Genomic DNA, 20,510 nt, shown 5'->3' on the forward strand with positions numbered 1-20,510 from the left:
AAACGTTGTGCAATGACACCACGCGCGGACTCGCAGAGTCCACACTACGGCGTACTTTGCGGGCGTGCCCGATTTGATTAATTATGAGCGTCGTTTGCCGCATCGCTTGCCGCCGGGCGAGACTATTTTTCTCACTTTCCGGCTGGCTGGCTCCTTACCTCAGCAAGTGATAAATCAATGGCGCGAGGAAGACGAGCTAAAACGCAACCGCCTGGAGTTGAACTCAGAGCAGCGTTATACAGAGCAAAAGCGTTATTTCGGGCGGTTTGATGCGCAGTTAGCCAAGGCCGACTACGGGCCAACATGGCTGGAGCAGCCCGAAGTGGCTGGCCTGGTAGCACAAGCACTACATTATTTCGATGGTAAAAGCTATGATTTGCTGTGCTATTGTTTAATGCCCAATCATGTGCATCTCGTTGTGTCACTGCCGGTTGAGGCACCCCCTTTGCTAAAGACACTTCAGCGCCTGAAAGGCTACACTGCTACGCAGGCTAATAAGCTGCTGTTGCGTAGTGGAGCTTTTTGGCAAGCTGAGAGTTATGACCACGTAGTTCGCCAGGGAGAGTTGGCGCGCATTATCGCGTATGTATTGGAAAACCCGGTGAAAGCTGGTCTGGCGGCTGATTGGCAGCAGTGGCCGCACACCTACTTGGCCCCGATGTAGCGTGGACTCTGCGAGTCCGCGCGTAGGAACGTTGTGCAATGACACCACGCGCGGACTCGCAGAGTCCACGCTACATCGCTCCCAGCCCCGCGTAAGGGAAAAATACCTTCCGCAGCGCCTCGAAGCCATAGTCCTGCGCCACACCCACGGCCAGAATTACCAGCTGAATCGCCACTACCCCATCCAAATGCAGGTAGCGGTTTTGCTTGTAAAGCAAAAGCCCGATGCCGCCTTCCGACTGGTACAGCGTCTCCACCAGCGTTATCAGCGTCCAGATGATGGCGAAATTCTGGCGGACTACTTCGAGCATATCAGCGAGCTTGCCGTGCACCACTACTTCCCAGAAGCTGCCCCACTCGCCCAGGCCCAGGGTGCGGGCGTGGTCCAGCTCCTCCTGGGTGGTGCTGAGGATGACGCGCGTCATGCCCGTCACCAGATACACCGTGGCCCCGAACACCAGCACCGAAAGCTTCACCTGGTGCCCCGAGCTGAGCAGCAGCGCCATAAAAAACGTGAGCCCCGTGAGGGTGAGGTAGCGCAGCTTGGAGGCCGCGAAGGCCAGCGGCCGGAAGAAGGGTAGGGCCGTGAGATACGAAATAAACAGCGCCAAAACCGTCGCAATGCCCAGCGCCTGCAACGCCGTGAGCAGGCTGGCCCACAGCTCGGGCAGTAAGCCTTGGGTAGTAATAAGGTCGCCGAGGGCGCGGAACACCTCCCCCAGACTAGGGAAAAGTTGAAGGGGGTAGAAAAGCCACAGCGCCAGCAGTGCCAGCACCTGGCCGGCCACGAGTGCGGCCAGCGTGGCGCGGCGTGGGTGGGCGTTGGGAGTGAAAAGGGGGCTCATGGGGAGAGTAGTGGGTTGAAAAAGAACGTCATGCTGAACGCAGTGAAGTATCTCGCTCGAATCGTTGGAATGGCAATGATTACTACCCCACGCGAGATGCTTCGACAGGCTCAGCATGACGTTCTTATTTGTCATTCAAAACCAAGATTCTAATTCCCCAGCACCACCTCCACGCGGCGGTTCAGCGCCTTGCCGGCTTCCGTAGCGTTGGTGGCTACCGGCTCGGCGGCACCGTGGGCGTACACCTGCACCCTGCCCTGGGGGAAGGCGCTGGCGCTTTTGGCTTCCAGCCAGTGGGCCACGGCTTCGGCGCGGGCTTCGCTCAGCTGCTGGTTGGCAGTGGCGTTGCCGGTGTTATCGGTGTAGCCGTGCACGGCCACTTTGAGGCGGCCGGCCACCACGAGGTCGTTGAAGAGCTGGCTTAGCTCGCGCTGGGCGGCAGGGGTGAAGGTGCTCTGGCTGGTATTGAACTCGATGTTCCAGGCCCGCTTGCTCACGCTGCGGCGGATTTCATCGTCGGCCGCGAAGCGCGGGGTTTCGGCCGGGGCCAGGTTCTTGCCCTTGTACTGGGCTTGCAGCTTGCGCAGCAGGCTCAGGTCGAGCATGTTGGCCAGCGGTACGTAGCTGGGTAACTCCTTGGGGTAGAGCTTGCTTTGCACGTCGCCGAAAGTCTTGTACACGGCGGCGTAGATGTTGGTGCCGCCGTTGTCCAGCCCAAACAAGGTTAGGTTGTCGTTGAAATTGAAGGCTTTGCTACCCCCCAATTCCACCACCTGGCCGGTGCGGTCGGCCTCGCTGGTGCCCTTGTAGTACTTCAGCCAGTAGGCACCGGGCTTGTCGTGGTCACCGTAGACCTGGGCCGAGATGTCGGCGGCGCGGGTCAGGGCTTCGGGGTGGCTTTTCACTTGGTCGCCGGCCACGGCGAAGCCGGTCATCAAATTCAGCACCGCCGGCTGGTGGGCGGCGTACCAGCGCTTGGTGGTCACCATGATGTTGGGCATCTGGTTCGAGTAGTCCTTGGTGCTCACGATGTTGACCAGGCCGCCTTTCTGCTTGGCGATATTCACGTCGCCGGGCGTCCAGGTGGCTACGGCGTCGGCCACTACGTCCACTTTTACGCCGGTGCTGTGGCCGCTCACCACTTTGGTGCGCGACTCAGGCTTTCCCACGATGTACTTCTCGGCGGCCACCAGAAAGTCGCTGGCCGACATGAAGTTCACGGCTTCGGGGTCGTAGGTCGTTTCGTCGGGGTTCACTTTCAGGCCGTTATCAGCGCACCATTTCAGAGCAATGTTCTGGTCACCGTCGCGCAGGTAGCAGGCCACGGTTTTGCCCAGCGCCGCCTTGGGGTTATCGAGCCACTCTTTCGGCCCCATCAGCTTGTCTTCGCCGAAGGATTTGCCCACCGAGTACGGGATAATTTGCAGGCTGGTGCCGGCCTTTTCCAACTGGCTCTGCACGGCCGAGAAGGCGGGTAGGCCATCCCCCATGATGCTCACAATCAGGCCCGGCGTTTCCGGGTTGGCTTGCAGGTCGAGGGCGTTTTTCACCAGGTCAGCCTGCATTTTCGACACGTCGTCTTGGCGGGTTATCTGCATGTCTATCTTGTTGGCAGCCAGGGCCGAGCCCATGGTGGTGCGGGGGCCGCCGTTGGCGAGCATCCCGGCCATCTGGGAGTTCCAGGCCATCACTTCCCACACCACCGGCGTGCCGTTTTCGGCCGGGGCGGTGCCGGGCAGCGGGGCCAGCGGCACCACCAGCGTGGCGCGGCTGCCACTCGGCGCGGCCGGCAGCTCAATCGAGCTGAGCAGCACCGACTGCGTATCGGCTTTCTGGAAGATTTTATTGCTGGCAATCAGCTTATTGATGCCAAAGTACAGCAGCGCAAAAACGATGGCGCCGAGTACAATTTTACCACGAGTTGTCATAGAAGTAGCGTGGACTCTGCGAGTCCGCGAGTGAAGTAGTTGTTAAAAAAATAGGGGGTAGGCCGGGCCACGCGCGGACTCACAGAGTCCGCGCTACAGTAGCACGGCGCAGAGCAGCAGCGCCAGGCAGCCACTAATCAAGCAGGCTAGAATAGGCATCATCGGAGCGTTTTTTAGTGGCGGCTACTGACGTAGCAACCGGGGTTTTGTCATTGGTAAGCAAGGCGTTGAAGTCGCCCTTCTGGTAGCGGTCCAGCAGGCGCTGGCCCTTCTCGCTCATCACGCCGTTCTGGATGTCCATCTCCTTCACGAACTCCTGCGAGTAGCGCATCGCCTGCTTGATTTGGCCGAGCTGCTGGGCCATGTCCTGGGCCACGCGGTCGGTGGCCAGGTCGAAGAAATACTTCTTGTCAGGGTCGCCGCGCAGGATGTTCATGGCGGCGCGCATGCCCGAACTGGTGCGTTTCACGAGCTCGTATTCGTCTTTCAAAAGGCCGACTTTGAATTTGCTACCGTCAATCTGGCGTAGGGCGGCTTTTAGAATCTGGCGCATCACCACACTCACGTTGGCCGTGGTAGTGGCCATGGGTTGCAGGCGCTGGTTGTAGTCCAGAATCTGGGCGGCGCGGCTGGCGTAGGCTTCGGCGGCGTCCTTCTCGTTTTGGCGGGTGGCCGAGTCGGCCAGGGCCAGGTACTCCTTCATCTGGGCGTCGTTGGCGGCCAGCTTGCGCTTCACCAGCTCGTGGGCACCCTCAATGTGGCCGATTTCGCCCTCCATCTGGCGGGCCTCCTTTTCGGTGTTCGAGATGTAGTCCTCCATGATGCCGATGGGGTCGGTGTTGACGAAAATGCCCGCCAGCGTGCGCAAAATCCGCTGCCCGGCATACCAGAGGCCAGTTTGAATCCGCTTGTTCGTGACCAGCAAAAACAGCACGAACAGCGCCCCCAGCCCGATGCCCAGCTTCACGCTATTGAATACGATATCCACGAGGTAGGGCACGATTTGGCCCCAGTAGTACACGCCGGCCCCGGCCCCGGCGGCCAGCACTACCCAGCCGGCCACCTTTTCGGGCTGCTGCCACTTGGGCAGGGTAGGGCTGATGTCAGAAGAAAGCAAGGTTTTCATGGCTCAGAAAGGGATTTATTTGATTAATAAAGACTTAGCGGCTTGCTGGTGTGTTTGCAATTCGGCCACGGCGGCCGCGTGGGCCAGCTCGTAGGAGGCCAGCGCGGCCTGGGTTTTGGAAGTTTCCTGGTGCAGCTGCTGCTGGGTGTCGGTCAACTGCTGGCTTTGCTCGGCCAGCTGCTGAGTGAGGCTGGCCACGGCGGCTTGCAGCCTGGTCTCCCGCTCGCGCAGCTGGACCAGGGCACCGGGCTTACCTGGTGGCCCGTTTTCGCCTGTTTTTTCGCGGTGGCGGGCCAGCACCTGGGCGCGGTCGTCGGCCAGCTTTTGCGCCAGCGCATTGGCCGAGGTGAGGAGGGTAGGGAGGTCGGTGCCCGTCACGGCGGCGAAGGCGTTGAAGGCCGTCTGGTATAGCAGCGGGCCGCTGAGGCCACTGGCTGCCAGGCTTTTCACCATCTTGACGAAGGCCCCGAAATCTTTGCCATCGCCGGCCAGCACCTGCGCAATGTGGTCGAGGTGGCGCTGCTCGGGCTGGGTGGTGCCGGGCGGCAGGCCGGCCAGCGGGGGGGTAGGGCTGGCCAGCGGCCCGGCCACGCGCGGGGCGGCAGCGGCCGGAACTTCGCCGTCGGGCTCGACGAAGAAGTCTTTGGCGGCTTTCGCCAGGTTATCGAGAATGGCCATGTCGGTGTGGGCTGATAGGTGAGGGATGCGTACCTAATGCCAAGACCAGTGCCGACTCTAGCGTCCAGTAAGTTATTTGTAAATAACTTACTGGAATTGAATAATTTAGATAAAAAATCCTGCCTGACGGGTAGCCAGATAGGAGGGTTTTTTTGCCAAAATGGAAAGCTGATTTTATTAAAAGGGAAAAGGACGCTGTTCACGACGCAGCTTCTACTAAGGCCAGCCTTTTTTCAATCTGATTGCCTTAACCTGGGCATAACCCGGATGAGCGGCTAATTGAGGTGAAGATTAATGAATAAAAGATTGATTATTAAAACTTTATTTCATAAAACTTGTGTGTGGGAACTGCGCTATTTTAGGACTCACTTTTGACAATTTTACCTCATTATAGTGCCAAAATCATCCGCATTTTTCTAATAATCGTTTAACGAGCCACGCACCTGAAATTCCTGTTTGGTAGCGTCTGGCAATAGATATTGCGTATGCCGACGACCGCTGCTTACCTGCCCGCTGATTGGGTGTAATTACAAAAAGCAACTTCACAGGACTTACAGGCGCATATTTTTCACCTCATACCTTTTGCTTTTGCTGTCTTGACCTCCTGGCAGACAGTTTTATTTATTTAACCATTTTTTGTCTATGAGACACTTATCTCCCAAGACGCTGCTGCTCGGCATGGGTATGCTGGCTGCTGTTCCCGAAATCCACGCGCAAACTGCCGACCACAAGACGGCCCTTAGCCTTTACGGTACCACGCTGCAATACCGGGGCGACCTGGGTAGCAATTTCTGGGACCTGCGTAACGGCACCGTGGGTGGCGGAGCTTCCCTGACGCGCTACATGAGCAAAGGCTTGGACATTAATTTGTCGGCCAATTATACTAAGCTGCGCTATCCTAGCGAGAGCGGTACGTTTACGAGTCAGACCCCGCTCGCCAACAACCAGCGCTTCGACGCAAGCATGTGGTCCTACGGCTTGGGCTTCAAGTTGAAGCTACCCATCAAGGACGAGTTTTTCCTGCACCCCTACATCCTGTTGCAGCCTGGCTTCACTTGGGTAAACACTGACCGTAGCAACGGGCCCGCTTCGCCAGGCGCACCCCTTGCCGCTGCTAGCAATGCCCGCTATGGCTCGTTCGATGGACAAGCGGCCTTGGGTCTAGATTTTCACATCACGCCTGGATTCATCTTCTTCGTACAGGCCGGCCAGCACTATCTGCTAACTGACGACAACCGTTTGGACGGCTCGGCAGCAAACAGTGACGGCTTCTGGAACAAGCACGACCGCTACATGCAGTTCTCGTCAGGCGTAACTGTTGCTTTCGGCAAAGCCAAGGACTCGGATGGCGACGGCGTGCCCGACCGCAAGGACAAGTGCCCGAATACACCTAGCGGTGTAAAAGTGGACGTGAACGGCTGCCCGCTCGATACGGACGGTGACGGCGTACCTGACTACCAGGATAAGTGCCCCGACGTGAAAGGCCTGGCCGCCCTGCAAGGCTGCCCCGACGCGGACGGCGACGGCGTAGCCGATGCCGACGACAAGTGCCCCAACACCCCGGCCGGCGTGCGCGTCGATGCTACCGGCTGCCCGCTTGACTCGGATGGGGACGGCGTGGCCGACTACCTCGACAAGTGCCCCAATACCCCGGCTGGCGTGAAAGTGGACGCCACCGGCTGCCCCATTGATACGGACGGCGACGGCGTGCCCGACTACCAGGACAAGTGCCCCGACCGGGCCGGCCCGGCCTCCAACAAAGGCTGCCCCGAGATTAAGGCCGAGGACAAGAAAATCCTCAACGAGGCCACCAAGTACATCAACTTCGACTTCAACAAGGCCACGCTCAAGACGAGTTCGTACGCCAAGCTGAACCAGATGGTGCAGATTATGAACGACTACCCCGACTATTCGCTCAGCATTGCCGGGCACACGGATAGCAAGGGAGCCGACGACTACAACCTGCGTCTGAGCTACGAGCGCGCGGCTTCGGCCCGCAAGTATATGCTCAGCAAGGGCATCCCGGCCGACCGCATCGAGGCTCGTGGCTACGGGGAGACCAAGCCGATTGCCGACAACAAGACGGCGGCGGGCCAGGCCCTGAACCGCCGGGTGGACTTCGACCCCTACCTGACGGGGGACACGAACGCGGCGGAAGCCAAGTACGGCCCGGCCCCGACGATTGCCGACATCAAGGCGGCTGGCAACAAGCTGCCCGGCAAGAAGACCACCGGCACGGGGGCCCCGCGCAGCCGCAAGGCACCCCTGAAAAAGGCTCCCCTGAAGAAGCGTAAGTAGGCGCTTTCCAGCCTTTCGGCTGAGTTAAAAAATAGCCCGTTCCAACTTGGAGCGGGCTATTTTTTTGTAAGGTGGGCGCAGCGTGCCAGGCCTATTCCCACGCGCCCAGCAGCCTTCGCAGCAAAATAATCTCGCCGGTATGGTAGGCAGCGTGGTCACCGATGAGCAGGGCTTCGCGCAGCATGTTCTGGCCGTCGCCGTGGGGTAGGGGCGTGAAGAGGTCGGTAGCGGGGTCTTCGAGCAGACTAATAAATTGCTCGCGGTCGTGCTCGATGGCGCGCAGCGCGGCCTGCCAGCCGGCTTCATTCACAGCCAAGGTCTTATCGGGCCAGTAGCTGGCGGGCCACTCGCGGGCCTGATAATCGGGGTTCAGGCAGAAGTCCAGAATGTCGGCCTGCGCAATGCGGATGTGCTCCACGAGCTGCCAGATGGTGTAGGGCACCGCGGGCACTGGCTGGTTGCGCAGTGGCGCGGGCAGGTTGGCCACGGCCTGCTCGAAGGTGGCGTGGGCATTGCCGCCCAGTAGTAGCGCGGTTAGCTCGGCCACAAGGGTAGTTCGGGTTGGGTCGTTCATGAGGTGGAGGGGGGTAGGAGGCTGATTAAACGGCAGCGCAGGTAATATAAAGCGCAATGCCTACTGCCCAAGCTGCCGCGACTTTTACCTTCGCGCCGGCTTATGAACGACCCCGAGATTCGTGCCCGGCTCTACCCCCTGCTGCGGGGCGGGGTGCACATTGATGAGCTGCCCACCGGCAGTACCCGCGCCGACGTGGTGCATATCACCGAGTACTTTATGCACGGTTATGAGGTGAAGGGCGACGGCGACACCCTGCAACGGGTAGAAAACCAGCTCCGCTGCTACGCCGAAGTCTATGATTTTGTCACCTTCGTGGTTACTGAAAAGCACCTGGCCAAGCTGCTACCGCGCCTGCCCGCCTGGGTAGGCGTGCTGGTAGCCGCCGCCGACGGCCCTACCCTGCGCTGCCACCGCCCGGCCGGCTACAACGCCACCGTGCAGCGCGCCCCGCTGGCCGGGCTGCTGTGGGTAGAGGAAATCAAGCAGTTTCTGCTGGCGCGGGGCCTGGCCGGGGCCAGCACCCTGCGCCAGCGCGAAGTGGCCCAATACCTGCGCACGGCCCACACCGTGCCGCTGTCGGCCCTGGCCCAGTATGTGCGTGAGCGCCTCATGGCCCGGCTGCCCGAGCGCCTGCTGCTGCGCGAGGCGCGCCACGCTGAGCGCGCCCGGCTGGCCAGCCTGCGCCAGCGCCGCCAGGCCCGGCGGGGGTAGGGCGGGCGTAGTTGGTCTGTACAAAGATGGCCGTCGTTGCGAGCAACGCGAAGCAATGACAACCGAACGATTTCAGAACCGAGCGCAGTGAAGCAACAACGGACGATTCTATTAAGTCCTGCTCTATAAGGAAGTCGCAGGCTTACCTTGCACTAAAATCCGCCCTACCCTCCTTTTTTTAGCGAAGCTGCTATGACCTCTCCCCTTGCTGCCTTGCCCCGGCTGCCTAAGTCGCCCACCGGCATCGAAGGTCTAGATGAGATAACCGAAGGCGGCCTGCCGCTGGGCCGCCCTACCCTCCTCTGCGGCAGCGCGGGCTGCGGGAAAACGCTGATGGCCATTGAGTTTCTGGTGCGCGGTGTGGAGCTATACAAGGAGCCGGGCGTGCTGATGACTTTCGAGGAAACCGCCGACGAGCTGACGGCAAATGTGGCCTCGCTGGGCTTCGACTTGCGCCAGATGCAGGCCGATAAGATGCTGCGCCTCGACCACGTGCACCTCGACCGCTCCGAAGTAGAAGAGTCGGGCGAGTACGACCTCGACGGGCTATTTATCCGCCTGGGCTACGCCATCGATTCTATCGGGGCCAAGCGCGTGGTGCTCGATACCATTGAGGCGCTATTTTCGGGTTTTACCAACCAGGCCGTGTTGCGCTCCGAAATTAGGCGGCTGTTTCGCTGGCTCAAGGATAAGGGCGTGACAACCATCATCACGGCCGAGCGCGGCGACGGCACGCTCACGCGCCAGGGCCTGGAGGAGTACGTGTCGGACTGCGTGATTTTGCTCGATAACCGGGTGATTGAGCAGATTACGACCCGGCGGCTGCGCATCGTAAAGTACCGCGGCAGCACGCACGGCACCAACGAATACCCTTACCTCATCAGCGAGGACGGCATCTCGGTGCTACCCGTAACGTCGCTGCGGCTGGACCACACCGTGTCCGACGAAATTATTTCGACCGGCGTGCCGGGGCTCAATGCCATGTTTGCGCAGCGCGGCTGGTACCGGGGCAGCAGCGTGCTGCTCACGGGCACGGCCGGCACCGCCAAAACCACGCTGGCCGCCGCCTTTGCCGCCGAAACCTGCCGCCGCGGCGAGCGCTGCCTGTACTTTGCCTTTGAGGAATCGCCGGCTCAGCTCATCCGCAATATGCAGACGGTGGGGCTCGACTTGCAGCCCTATCTCGACCAGGACCTGCTGCGCATCGAAGCCTCGCGGCCTACACTCAACGGCTTGGAGCGCCACCTCGTGACGCTGCACCGCGATGTGCGCGAGTTTCGGCCCCAGGCCGTCGTCATCGACCCCATCAGCAACCTCATCTCGGTAGGCAGCGTCAGCGAAGTGCGTAGTATGCTCACGCGGATGATTGATTTCCTGAAGATTAACAACGTTACGGCACTGTTCACGGCCCTCGTCAGCGGGAAGTATGGGCAATTGGAGCTAACCGAAGAAGGCGTGTCGTCCTTAGTCGATACCTGGATTTCGGTGCGCGACTTGGAGGGAATAGGCGAGCGTAACCGCGGCCTGAGCATTCTCAAGGCCAGGGGCATGGCGCACTCCAACCAGGTGCGCGAATTTATAATAACTGACCACGGCGTGGAGCTGCTCGACGTTATAATTGGGCCCGATGGTATTATTACCGGGGCTGGCCGCCTCACGCAGCGCATTCAGGAAGAAGCTCAACTCGCAGTGCGCCAGCACGAAGCCGAGCGCCGCGACCGCGAGCTGGAGCGCCGGCGTCGGGTGCTGGAAGCTACCATCGCCAATTTGCGCACGGAATTTGAGTCGGTCGAAGAAGAGTTGCGCCACCTCAGCCAGCAGGAGCAGGCCCGCGATGCTGCCCAGCGCGAGGGCCACGCGGCCCTGGCCACTGGCGGCACCGCCGCCGATTATTTCCCTACCCCGCCCAACGCCCGGCCCTGAGCGCCGTATGCCCGCTAGCTATGATGGATGATGTGAGGGAAGAACTACTCGGGGCCGACACCCTACCCCCCGGCGAAACTTGGGAGCTGCGCCTGTACGTGGCCGGCTCCACGGCCCGGTCGAGCGCGGCGCTGGCCAACCTGCGCCGCTACTGCGAGCAGCACGTGCCCGGCCGCTACCGCTTGGAAGTCATCGACTTGCTGCAAAACCCGCAGCTGGCCGAGGGCGACCAGATTCTGGCCATCCCGACGGTGGTGCGCAAGATGCCCGAGCCCATCCGCCGGGTTATCGGCGACCTCTCGAATGAGGAGCGGGTTATTGTGGGGCTCGACCTGCGGCTATCCGCTTAGCCCGTGCTACCGGCCCCTACCCCCCCCGGCCCGCCCGCCTACGAGCTGGTACTTTATGTGACGGGGGCTACTCCCAATTCGACGCGGGCCGTGCGCAACATCAAGGCCATTTGTGAGCAGTATTTGCCCGGCGGCTACGTGCTGCGCATCCTCGACATTTACCAGCAGCCCGAGCTGGCCCAGCAGGCCCAGCTGGTGGCCGCACCCACGCTGGTGCGCCTGCGGCCGCTACCTCAGCGCCGGTTGGTGGGCGACCTCTCGAACCGCCCGCTCGTGTTGAGCGTTTTAGGCCTAGACCATCTATTGCCCCCCGCTACTACCCCATGAACCCCACCGCCGCCGACCTGGCTTGGGAAAACGAAGAGCTGCGCCAGCAGCTGCGCGAAGCCGAAGAGCTTATTGCGGCCGTGCGCACGGGGGCCGTTGATGCGCTGGCTATTCAGGGCGCGGAGGGACCGCGCATCTTTACCCTCGAAAGTGCCGACCACGGCTACCGCACCCTGGTGGAGCAGATGGGCGAAGGCGCGGTGCTGCTGGGGGCCGATGGGATAGTGCTGTACGCCAACGCCACCCTGGCCGCCGCCCTGGGCTGCCTGCCCGATGAGTTGCTGGGCTACCCGTTCACCGAGTTTGTGCCGGCCGACTACCTAGCCTACTGGGCCGGGCTGTGGCAGCAGGGTTGGGCTAGCCAGGCGCGCGGCGAAATGCCCCTGCGCAACCGCCAGACCGGGGCCCTACGCCCGTTCTCGCTGTCCATGAACGTGCTTACTTTCAGTGGCGCGCCTATGCTGGCCGTGCTGCTGGCCGATATGTCTGCGCGCCAGGAAATATCGGCCATCCGCTCGGTAGTGGTGCGCCAGAATGAGCTGCTCGACCGCAAAAACGAGGAGCTGGTGCGCCAGCAGGCGGCTCGCCGGGCCGTGGAGCGCACCGCCGCCGAGGTGAGCCGGGTGCTCGAAGGCATTCCGCAAATAGCCTGGACGGCCGGCGTGACCGGCGAAACCACTTATCTCAACCGCCGCTGGTTCGACTACGTGGGGGAAAAAGCCGTGACGCCCGAGCAGATAATTAGCCGGATTCACCCCGATGACCTAGCCCCCATTTTCCATACTTGGGAGCAAGCGCTTGCTACCCAGCAGCCCCTGGAGCTAGAATGCCGCATCCTAAACCAAGCCGGCGACTACCGCTGGATGCTGGGCCGCGCCCTCCCCTCGCGCGACGAGCAGGGTGAGGTGATGCAGTGGATTGGCACCTACACCGACATTCACGAGCACAAGCTGGCCCAGGAGCGCGTGGCCCAGGCCCAGCGCCTGCTGCGCGACAACAACGAGGAGTTAACCCGCGTCAACGTGGACCTGGATACCTTTATCTACTCGGCCTCGCACGACCTGAAGGGCCCGATTACCAACATTGAAGGGCTGCTGCAAGCCCTCGCCGACGAGCTGCCCGTAGAGGCCCGGCAGCGGCCGGCAGTGCACAATATTCTGGGAATGCTTACCCGCTCGGTCGAGCGCTTCCAGCGTACTATTGAGCAGCTCAGCGACGTGGCCAAGCTGCAGCGCGAGCATGGCCTGGCCCCGGCCCTGGTGCTGCTGGCCCCGGTGGTGCAGGGCGTGATGCTCGACCTGGCTCCGCTGGTGCGCGGGGCCGGGGCCCGGCTCGACCTCGACTTGGCGGAGGGGGTAGGGGTGCGCTTTCTGGAAAAAAACCTGCGCAGCGTGGTCTACAACCTGCTCAGCAACGCGCTCAAGTACCGCGCGCCCGCGCGCCCGGCCCACATTCAGGTGTGCGCCTACCCCGACGGCGCTCACGTGCGCCTAACTGTGCGCGACAACGGCCTCGGCATTGACCCGGCCGGGCAGCGCCGGCTTTTTGGCCTCTTCGAGCGCCTGCACACCCACGTGGAAGGCAGCGGTATCGGCCTGTTTATGGTGAAAAAGATGGTGGAAAATGCCGGCGGCCGCATTGCCGTGGAAAGCGAGGCGGGCACTGGCTCCACGTTCACGGTGCTGCTGCCGCGCTGAGGTAAGCTATTTACTTAAAAACCCCCTGGCTGAACAGCCAGGGGGTTTTTAAGTAAATAGCTGGGTCGAAGCTGCTATTCTTTGGTGAGGTGCTGGCTGAGGTTGAGGGCCTGGCCGGTGGCCGAGGTGCCGGCTAAGCGCACGAAGTAGGTACCGGTCGCCAGGTCGCTCACGTCAAGCGAATGGAGCATTCCGCCGGCCGCGTCGAAATGCCGCACGAGGCGGCCGGTGGCATCCAGCAGGGTCACCTGGTAGGTGCCGGCCGGCAGCAGGCTCAGGTCGAGGGTAGTGCTGCTGGTAGCGGGGCTGGGGTACACGGCCAGGCTGGCGGCCGCGGCCGCGAAGCTGATGGTGCGCACTGGCGAGTAGCTGCTGGTGCCAGTGGCATCTACCTGGCGCAGGCGGTAGTATACCGGCCCGGTGGCGGCGCGGCCCACCCCAGCATCGGTGAAGGCGTAGGTGCGGGCCACGGTGGTGCTGCCGCTGCCGGCTACCTGCCCGATTTTCCCGTAAGTCGCGCCGTCAAAGCTGCGCTCCACGTCGAAGTGGTCGTTATTTAGCTCCGAGGCAGTGGCCCAGGCCAGGGCGGCATCCAGGTTGCGCACCGCTTTGGCCGTGAACTCGGTCAGGGTCACCGGCAGCGGGTTGGCCCCGATGGTGAACGTCACGGGCTGGGTCGTGATGCCGCCGCGCAGGTCGGTGGTCGTCATGCTCACGGTATAGGTGCCGGCCTTCAGCTTGGTGCGGTCCAGCACCGTGAGCTGGCCCGTGGCCGGGTTGTAGGTCAGGCCCAGCAAGCTCAGCGAGGTGATGGCCGGCACCGAGGTGCTGGTGAAGTCGCCGGTCGTCGTCGTGGCCTGCACGCCGTTATTAACGGGGCCGGTGGCCGACTGGCCGGCGTTGGGGCCGGTGGGCTGGTAAATCTGGCCCGTGCCATTGTAGAGCGCTCCGTTGGGGTCGATTACGTAGGCAATCACGTCGTTGTTCTGGTAAAACACAGTCCCGCCCTTGCTGGGCGTGGCCGTGTACACCGAAGCATTATCGCTGCCCACCGGAATCAGGTAGCGCGCCACGTTCGAGCGCAGGTTGTTGTTGTCGTAAGCCTGGAAGGTGAACGGCGCATTGCCCACGAAGCCGGCGGCGGGGAGGAACTGCAGCTGCCCGGCCTGCGCCGTCGTGAGCACTTGCCCGGCCGCCACGGGCGAGCCCGCCAGCGAAAGCACGCCCTGGCTGGCCAGCGGTAGGCTCAGCACCACAAACGGGGCCGTGCCATTGAGCGAAGACAAGCCCTGCGCCTGGGCTTGCAGCGGCGAGAGTGCCAGGGCCGCCTGGGCCGTGTTGCCCTCGGGCGAGGTTAGGGTGTTCACCACGTTGTAGGCAATCGGGGCGGGGCTGATGAGCATCGTGGTCTGCGAGCCGGTGGCGGTAACCGGGCTGGCCGGGCCGGTGGCGCTCAGGCTACTGCTCACCGCCAGCGACGAGCCGGCGTTGCCGGGGGCCACGAAGCTGATGGTGCTGGTAATGGTGTTGGCGACCCCGGCTACGAGCGTGGTAGGCACGCTCAGGGAAATGGTAGTGGGGCCGGGGCCGCTCACGGTCACCAGCGGCCCGCCATTGAGCGAGTAGGCCGTGACGCCGGCCGGGATGGTCACGGTCTGGGTGGTGCCGGTGGTGGTGGTGGGGCCGTTGTTGGTGGCCGCCAGCAGGTAGGTTACTACCGAGCCGACCGGGGCCGTGGTCGGCCCGGTAACTACTACGCCCAGCGCGGCGGCGGGCGTAATAGTCACCGAGGCAATAGCCACGTTGTTGGCCGGGTTCGTGTCCAGCTCATTGGCCGTGATGCTGGCCGTGGCCACCAGCGGGCCCTGGCCCGGCACCCGGCTGATAACCACTGAGTAAGAGGTAGGGGCAGTCAGGTTGAGGATGGCCGGGAAGGTGAGCAGGCCGCTGGTATTGTCGTAGTTGGGCGAGAGCGTGCCGCCGGTCACGACCGAGCCGCTGGGCCCGCCGCTTACCGTCACGGTGCCGCCATTGCTGGTGAGGCCGGCCGGCAGCTGCAAGGCTTGCAGCACGCCGCTGGCCCCGCCGCCGGGGCTCGAGGTCACCGTCAGCGTGAGGGGCTGGCCCGCCGTAACGGTACTGGCCGAGGCCGTGACGGTGGTCGAAACGTCGTTCGAGCCGTTGGCCGTACCCAGCACGGGCTGCGCCAGGGCCAGGTTGTTGCTCTGGTCGTTATCCAAAATGCCGCTCACCGCCACGCTGGCCGTAGCCACGAGCTGGCCGATGTAGCCGGTAGGCACCACGAAGCCAATAGTGGCCCCCACGCCCGAGCCGCCCGGCGGTAGGTTGGTTTGCGCCGAGAACGTGACGCGGCCGGGGGTAGCCGAGTTATTCGACGTGCGCGAGTCGTAGGTAGCCGAGCTGCCATCCGCGAAATTGTAGGTAGCCACCCCATTGCTCACGCTGCTGGGCACCTGGCCATTGATACGCACCACTTCCGGGCCGGTGCCCGAAATGGGCAGCAGGGTAGGCAGCACTACGGTCGTCACCGTACCGGGGGCAATGTTGGGGCCGTTGTTGAGCGTGGTCACGCCAAACAGCACCGGGTTGCCACCGCTGGCATTCGTCGTGATAAAGCCCGCCGCGCTGATGCTCACCTGCACGTCGGCCACCGGCTGAAGCGGGGCCGCCACGCTGGCCGAGTTGTTCGCCAGGTTCATGTCGAGCGAGCTGCTCTGCACGGCCGCCGTATTGGTGAGCACCGCGTTGCCGTTGGCTGGGGCCACGTAGGTAATGGTGCTGCTTATGGCGCTGCCCACCGCCAGCTGGGGTAGCCCGGCTGCCGGGAAGGTAACTACGCCGGTGAGGGGGTTGTAGGTGGCCGCGCCGGTGCCGGTGCCGTAGGTGGCTACCGAGCCGCTCACGCTGGTGGGCGCGGCCCCGTTGAGGCGCACGGCCGTGGGGCCGGTCAGGGGTAGGCCGGCCAGGATGCTCACCATTTGCCCTACCCCCTGCGCGTCGGCCGGGCCATTGTTGGTGGTCGTCACAGTGTAGGTCAGCGTTTCGCCGCCGGCCACCAGCGTGGGTCCGATGATGGTAATGGCCAGGTCGGCCACGCCGGGGTTCACCGTCACTTCGGCCGAGGCCACGTTGTCGCCCAGCACGGGGTCGGGGGTGGTGCTGCTCACCGTGGCCGTGGCCGGAAACACACCGGCTTTTGTGGCCACGTAGCCCAGGGTATAGTTGTTAGCCGCCGTGCCGGTGGTGCCGGAAGGCTGGCTGCCAGTCACCGCCGGCAGCGTAAATAAGCCGCTGGTCGCGCTGTAAGTAGCCGTCAGCGTACCGTTGGTGTAGGTGGCCGTGGTAGCGGTGCTGCTGCTGAGCGTATAGCCGGCCAGGGTAGGGGCGTTGGCCCCACTGGTGGGCAGGCCGGGCGGCAGCAGCACGGTCGTCTGGAGGCCGGCCGCCGCGCCGGGGCCGTAGTTGCCCTGCTCCACGGTCAGGCTCACGGCCCCGTTCAGGGCTACGATGGACGAAGCGGGCGATATTTTCACGTACACGTTGGCCGGTGAGCCACTGGCGGCGCTCGGCGTAGTCGTGGTGATGGTCGAGGTGTTGTTGCCGCCGTTGCCGTCGGCCGGGGCCGTGCTCACGGTGCCCGTCACGTTGTAGGTGCTGCCGGCCGGGGCCGTGAAGCTCACGGTGTTGGTCAGGCCCTGGCCGGGCGCGAGGGCGGCCAGCGTGGGAAAGGTAACGGTGTAGCCCGCCGCCAGGCTACCGCTCACTACCCCGCCGCCGGTCACGTACACGTTCGAGGCTCCGGCCGGTACGCTCACCGTTTGCGTCACCAGGGGCGCGGGCGAGGGAAAGGCCGCGTTCACGGGGTTGAGGGTGGTCACATTGTAGCTCACCTGCGCCCCGGCCACGGCGCTGGCCGGGCCGGCCACGGTGGTAGTCACGTCATAAAGCAGGTTGGTGAGGTTGGTAGCCGTGGCCGAGTTATTCGCCAGCAGGCCGCCCTCGTTGGTGGTGGTGGCGATGGTGGCGCTGGCCGTCACCAGACCAGTTACCGGCTGCGGGTAGCTGATGGTCGAGCTGAAGGAGCTGCCCGAAGGGATATTATTGGCCTGCAAGCCGGTGTAGCCGCTGTAGCTGATAATGCCGGTAGTCGAATTGTAAGTGCCGCCGTTGGTGGCCGTCACGCCGGTGAGGCCGGCCGGCAGTTGCACCTGGGCCGTCACGCCGTCGGCTTGCACCGGGCCGGTGCCCGACTGGTTGCCAAACTGCACCGTGAAGGTGCCCGTGGTGCCCGCGTTCACGCCGCCCGACGCGCCCGTAATGGTCGCGTACACGTCGGCCGTGATGATAATCGGCACGTTGGGGCTGAACTCCGAGGTGCCGTAGTTGCTGCTGGTGCTCACCAGCGTGGCCGTGGCCGTAATCAGCCCCGACGAGGCCGGCCCAACGTTGGGCGGTGTGTTGGCCGGAATGGTGAGGGTGCCCGCAAAGTTGCCGTTGGTATCGGCCGTGAGGCTGCCCACGTAGCTGCGGCCTTCGCCGTGGGCCACCTTGCGGCCGTCGCCGGCCAGCACCGGCCCACCGTTGTTGGCCGGTACGTTATCGGCGGCATAAAAATCAACCACGGCCCCCGCGAAGGCCGTTTGGCCGGGGGCCGACCCCACGTAGCCGCCCACGCTCACCGTGGTGCTGGCCAGCGCCGACACCCTGGCGTAGGTGATGATGGGGTAGTTCATGCCCGCGTTGCCATAGGCCGGGCTCACCGAGGTAGGGCCGTTGTTGGGCGTCACGCCGTCGCCGTTGCCGTAGTCGCGTGCGCCCACCGTGTTGCCTGACCCCACGTAGAAGCCAGACTGCGGAATAATATCAATGCCCAGGTTCGCGCCGGTGGGCGAGTTGAAGGGCGTGCCGTTGAAGAAAATTGAGTTGCGGGTAATAACTACCCCGCGCTGCCCGTAGCCCACCACGATGCCCGACGCCTGCGACTGATTGATGACGTTGTAGGCAATGGAGTCGTTGTTGCTGCTCGTTTTGCCGCCCGTGCGCTGCAAGTACAGAATGGCCGAGCCTTCGAGCTGCGAGCGGGCGATGGTGAGGCCCCCATTGCCGTTGTCGAAGAAGGTATTGTTCGTGACAACGTTCGTGCTCAGCGAGCCGATTTCAAACTGCACCCCATCGGAGTTGGCCGAGCGGATGAGGTTGGCCCGGATGCGCAGCGGCCCCGTGCCGTTGGCCACGCCGTTGTCGCCGGCCGTGATGTTGTCGCCGCCCGATACGCGGTAGCCGTTCTGCACGAACTCGTTGCTGGTCACGCTTACCAGCCCGCTGCCAGCGGTACCATTGTATATCAGGCCCGACGAGCTGGCGTAGGCCACGAGGTTGTTGCGCACCGTGCCCTGGCTCACGCCCAGAATCTGGAGGTTGTAGTTGGCACTGTACGTATTGGCCTGCAAGATATTAGGGTCCGCAATAGTCAGGGCCGAAGTACCCAGCATACACCTCTCCACCAGAAAATTCTGGGCACCGGTCAGCGTTACGGTGCCGTTGGCGTTGGCCCCGGCTCCGTGCAAAGCCAGGCCGCGCAGCACCGCGCCGCTGGCTGCCACGCGCAGCACGTTGTTAAGCGTATTTGCGCCGTAAATCTCCACTTCCGGGCGGTTCACCTGCGGCAGCGAGCGGGCGTCGGTGCCCACGGTGCCGCCGGTGCCTACCAGCCCGGTGTTTGAGTCCTGCACATTGGTCGTCTGCGTAGTGGCATCGAGCGCCGTGTTAGCATCCGTAACGGTGGGTAGGGCACTCAGTACTTGCAGCTGCGCCCAGGTATTGGGGCTGCTGCCGGCGTTGAGGCCGCTGGCAGCGGCGGGCGTGCGCTGCAAGCCCTGCGGCGCGCCGCTGCCGGCTACCCCGTTCGGAATCATGAAAATGCTGGTCTCCTGGCCGGCGGTCCGGCCTTGCTGCGCCAGGCTGGCGTTGGTCAGGGCATTGCTGTTGAGCAAAAACTGCCGCACCGACCCCTGGCCTGCGTCGTTGGTATTGGTCACCACGTCGAAGCTAAACCCAAAATCGAGGCCCGTTATGGGCAAGAGCGTGGCCGTCACCGGGGCCACGCTCTGGGCCGAAAGGCTGCTCAGCGCTTGCCCGCCCGTCGAGGCGGTACCTACCGTAAATGCTTGGGTGGTGTAGGTGCTGTAGCTGTTAGCCACGGCTTGCAGGTTCGCCAGCACTTGGTAGCCATTCACCGTCACGTTGATGCGTTGCAGCCCGCCGCTCTGCCGGTTGGCCGCCGCGAAGCTGATAGTGTAGGTGCCGGCCGGCAGGTTAAAGGCTTGGCTGATGGCCCCATCACCAGCACTGGTACTCTGAATAAAGCCAGCCCGCGCGTTGGAAGCGGTGTTGGGCGGGGTAAACGCCGAGTTGTTGGCCTCAATACCCGAGGTACTGTTAAACGTCCAGCCAAAGGTGCTGGCCGGAATCGGATTGTACTGGTAGGTGCCGCCGAAGGTCGTTAGCGTGCCGTTCTCAAAGTCCGGGTTTTGAATGGGGTTCGTGGCGAGCGGCGTGCCGGTTTGCAGCACCTGCACGTTGTCCAGGAACAAGGTATTATCTACCCCGGCGGCCGAGGTGAGGCCCGTAAAAGCCAGGTTAATATTGTTGCCGATGGTCGTGCTCGTCACCACCACGCTGCCGGTATTGGCCGCGCCGTCGGCCGCGGCGGGGTTTTCGCCGCCCACGCGCTGCGCGTCGGCCGCGCCGCCGCTGGTGCGAAAGGTCTGCACCGGCAGCAGCCCGCCGGTAGCGCCCGGCCGGCCCGAACTCACCGTCGAGTTCACTACCCGCACGGTGTAGCCGGCCCCGCTGGTCAGGCCACCAAAAGTATACTGCCCGTTGGCATCCGTAGTGGTGGCCGTTACAAAATTGCCGCTGGCATTATACAGCTCCACGCGCGCGCCCGGCCGCTGAATGCTGCCCGTTGCAAAGCCTGAGGCAGTAGCCGAGGTAGTAGCCGTAGTATAGGTGCGCCCCGCCCCGCCGCCGTAGTTCACGTCTTCAAATACGGTACCGCTCAGCGACTGCGCGCTTCCGCTCAGCGGTCGGTACAAGCCCGCCAACAGTATACAAGTAATCGTAGTAAGAAAATGCTTCATAAATAAGAGTTTGATAATAGAGCCAAGCGAGAATCTTTAGGATTTGAATTGTTGCTCAGCAAAAACAAATCCACAAGACCCTGCCTGCCTGGCTATTTCGCCCAATAACTGCTGTGGTGGGCCTAACGAAGGGTGAGAGGCGCTGAAAGAGGGGTTTTTGTGAGTGGCCCCTACTTAGAGTGAAATAAGGCACGGTTCGAGCGGGCGGTTGGCAGCCGCGGGCG

13 protein-coding genes are annotated in these 20,510 nt (G+C 63.0%); 7 read left to right on the top strand and 6 right to left on the bottom strand.

The features are described from left to right. The first annotated feature begins 64 nt into the window (after positions 1 to 64). On the top strand, positions 65 to 664 hold the full coding sequence (locus LC531_RS03825) for a transposase (RefSeq protein ID WP_223649001.1): 600 nt from the start codon (positions 65 to 67) through the stop codon (positions 662 to 664). A gap of 70 nt (positions 665 to 734) precedes the next feature. Here LC531_RS03825 and LC531_RS03830 read toward each other — a convergent pair whose 3' ends face one another. The 4 genes from LC531_RS03830 to LC531_RS03845 form a co-directional block, all read right to left on the bottom strand. After that, positions 735 to 1,508 carry an ABC transporter permease gene (locus LC531_RS03830; RefSeq protein ID WP_223649002.1) on the bottom strand — a complete coding sequence of 258 codons (774 nt, stop codon included), beginning with the start codon at positions 1,506 to 1,508 and terminating at the stop codon, positions 735 to 737. 149 nt (positions 1,509 to 1,657) lie between these two features. Then, positions 1,658 to 3,436 carry an OmpA family protein gene (locus tag LC531_RS03835; RefSeq protein WP_223649003.1) on the bottom strand — a complete coding sequence of 593 codons (1,779 nt, stop codon included), beginning with the start codon at positions 3,434 to 3,436 and terminating at the stop codon, positions 1,658 to 1,660. A gap of 133 nt (positions 3,437 to 3,569) precedes the next feature. Continuing rightward, positions 3,570 to 4,562 carry a hypothetical protein gene (locus LC531_RS03840; protein ID WP_223649004.1) on the bottom strand — a complete coding sequence of 331 codons (993 nt, stop codon included), beginning with the start codon at positions 4,560 to 4,562 and terminating at the stop codon, positions 3,570 to 3,572. A gap of 15 nt (positions 4,563 to 4,577) precedes the next feature. After that, the gene (locus tag LC531_RS03845) at positions 4,578 to 5,240 is read right to left on the bottom strand and encodes a hypothetical protein (RefSeq protein ID WP_223649005.1); all 663 of its coding nucleotides are present in this window, start codon (positions 5,238 to 5,240) and stop codon (positions 4,578 to 4,580) included. A 642-nt stretch (positions 5,241 to 5,882) separates the two neighbouring features. Between LC531_RS03845 and LC531_RS22825 the strand changes: the two genes are divergently transcribed. Next, on the top strand, positions 5,883 to 7,538 hold the full coding sequence (locus tag LC531_RS22825) for an OmpA family protein (RefSeq protein WP_269808153.1): 1,656 nt from the start codon (positions 5,883 to 5,885) through the stop codon (positions 7,536 to 7,538). Between the two features lie 91 nt (positions 7,539 to 7,629). Here LC531_RS22825 and LC531_RS03855 read toward each other — a convergent pair whose 3' ends face one another. After that, positions 7,630 to 8,112: a DinB family protein gene (locus LC531_RS03855; RefSeq protein ID WP_223649006.1), complete on the bottom strand. Its 483-nt coding sequence runs from the start codon at positions 8,110 to 8,112 to the stop codon at positions 7,630 to 7,632. Positions 8,113 to 8,214: 102 nt separating this feature from the next. On the opposite strand from LC531_RS03855, the gene LC531_RS03860 reads away from it, so the two are divergent. The 5 genes from LC531_RS03860 (at position 8,215) to LC531_RS03880 (ending at position 13,123) form a co-directional block, all read left to right on the top strand. Then, positions 8,215 to 8,826 carry a sce7726 family protein gene (locus LC531_RS03860; protein ID WP_223649007.1) on the top strand — a complete coding sequence of 204 codons (612 nt, stop codon included), beginning with the start codon at positions 8,215 to 8,217 and terminating at the stop codon, positions 8,824 to 8,826. Positions 8,827 to 9,018: 192 nt separating this feature from the next. Continuing rightward, positions 9,019 to 10,749: a circadian clock protein KaiC gene (gene kaiC / locus LC531_RS03865; RefSeq protein WP_223649008.1), complete on the top strand. Its 1,731-nt coding sequence runs from the start codon at positions 9,019 to 9,021 to the stop codon at positions 10,747 to 10,749. Between the two features lie 20 nt (positions 10,750 to 10,769). Beyond that, a complete protein-coding gene (locus LC531_RS03870; protein WP_223649009.1) occupies positions 10,770 to 11,099 on the top strand; it encodes a circadian clock KaiB family protein in 330 nt (109 codons plus the stop codon). A 3-nt stretch (positions 11,100 to 11,102) separates the two neighbouring features. Next, positions 11,103 to 11,426, top strand: coding sequence for a circadian clock KaiB family protein (locus LC531_RS03875; RefSeq protein ID WP_223649010.1), 324 nt, complete (start codon positions 11,103 to 11,105; stop codon positions 11,424 to 11,426). After that, positions 11,423 to 13,123, top strand: coding sequence for a sensor histidine kinase (locus LC531_RS03880; RefSeq protein ID WP_223649011.1), 1,701 nt, complete (start codon positions 11,423 to 11,425; stop codon positions 13,121 to 13,123). Before LC531_RS03875 ends, LC531_RS03880 begins: the two co-directional genes overlap by 4 nt. Before the next feature lie 74 nt (positions 13,124 to 13,197). Here LC531_RS03880 and LC531_RS03885 read toward each other — a convergent pair whose 3' ends face one another. After that, positions 13,198 to 20,286: a T9SS type A sorting domain-containing protein gene (locus LC531_RS03885; RefSeq protein WP_223649012.1), complete on the bottom strand. Its 7,089-nt coding sequence runs from the start codon at positions 20,284 to 20,286 to the stop codon at positions 13,198 to 13,200. Between the last annotated feature and the right edge of the window lie 224 nt (positions 20,287 to 20,510).

Origin of the sequence: Hymenobacter psoromatis, assembly GCF_020012125.1 — a bacterium.
GTDB classification, from domain to species: domain Bacteria; phylum Bacteroidota; class Bacteroidia; order Cytophagales; family Hymenobacteraceae; genus Hymenobacter; species Hymenobacter psoromatis.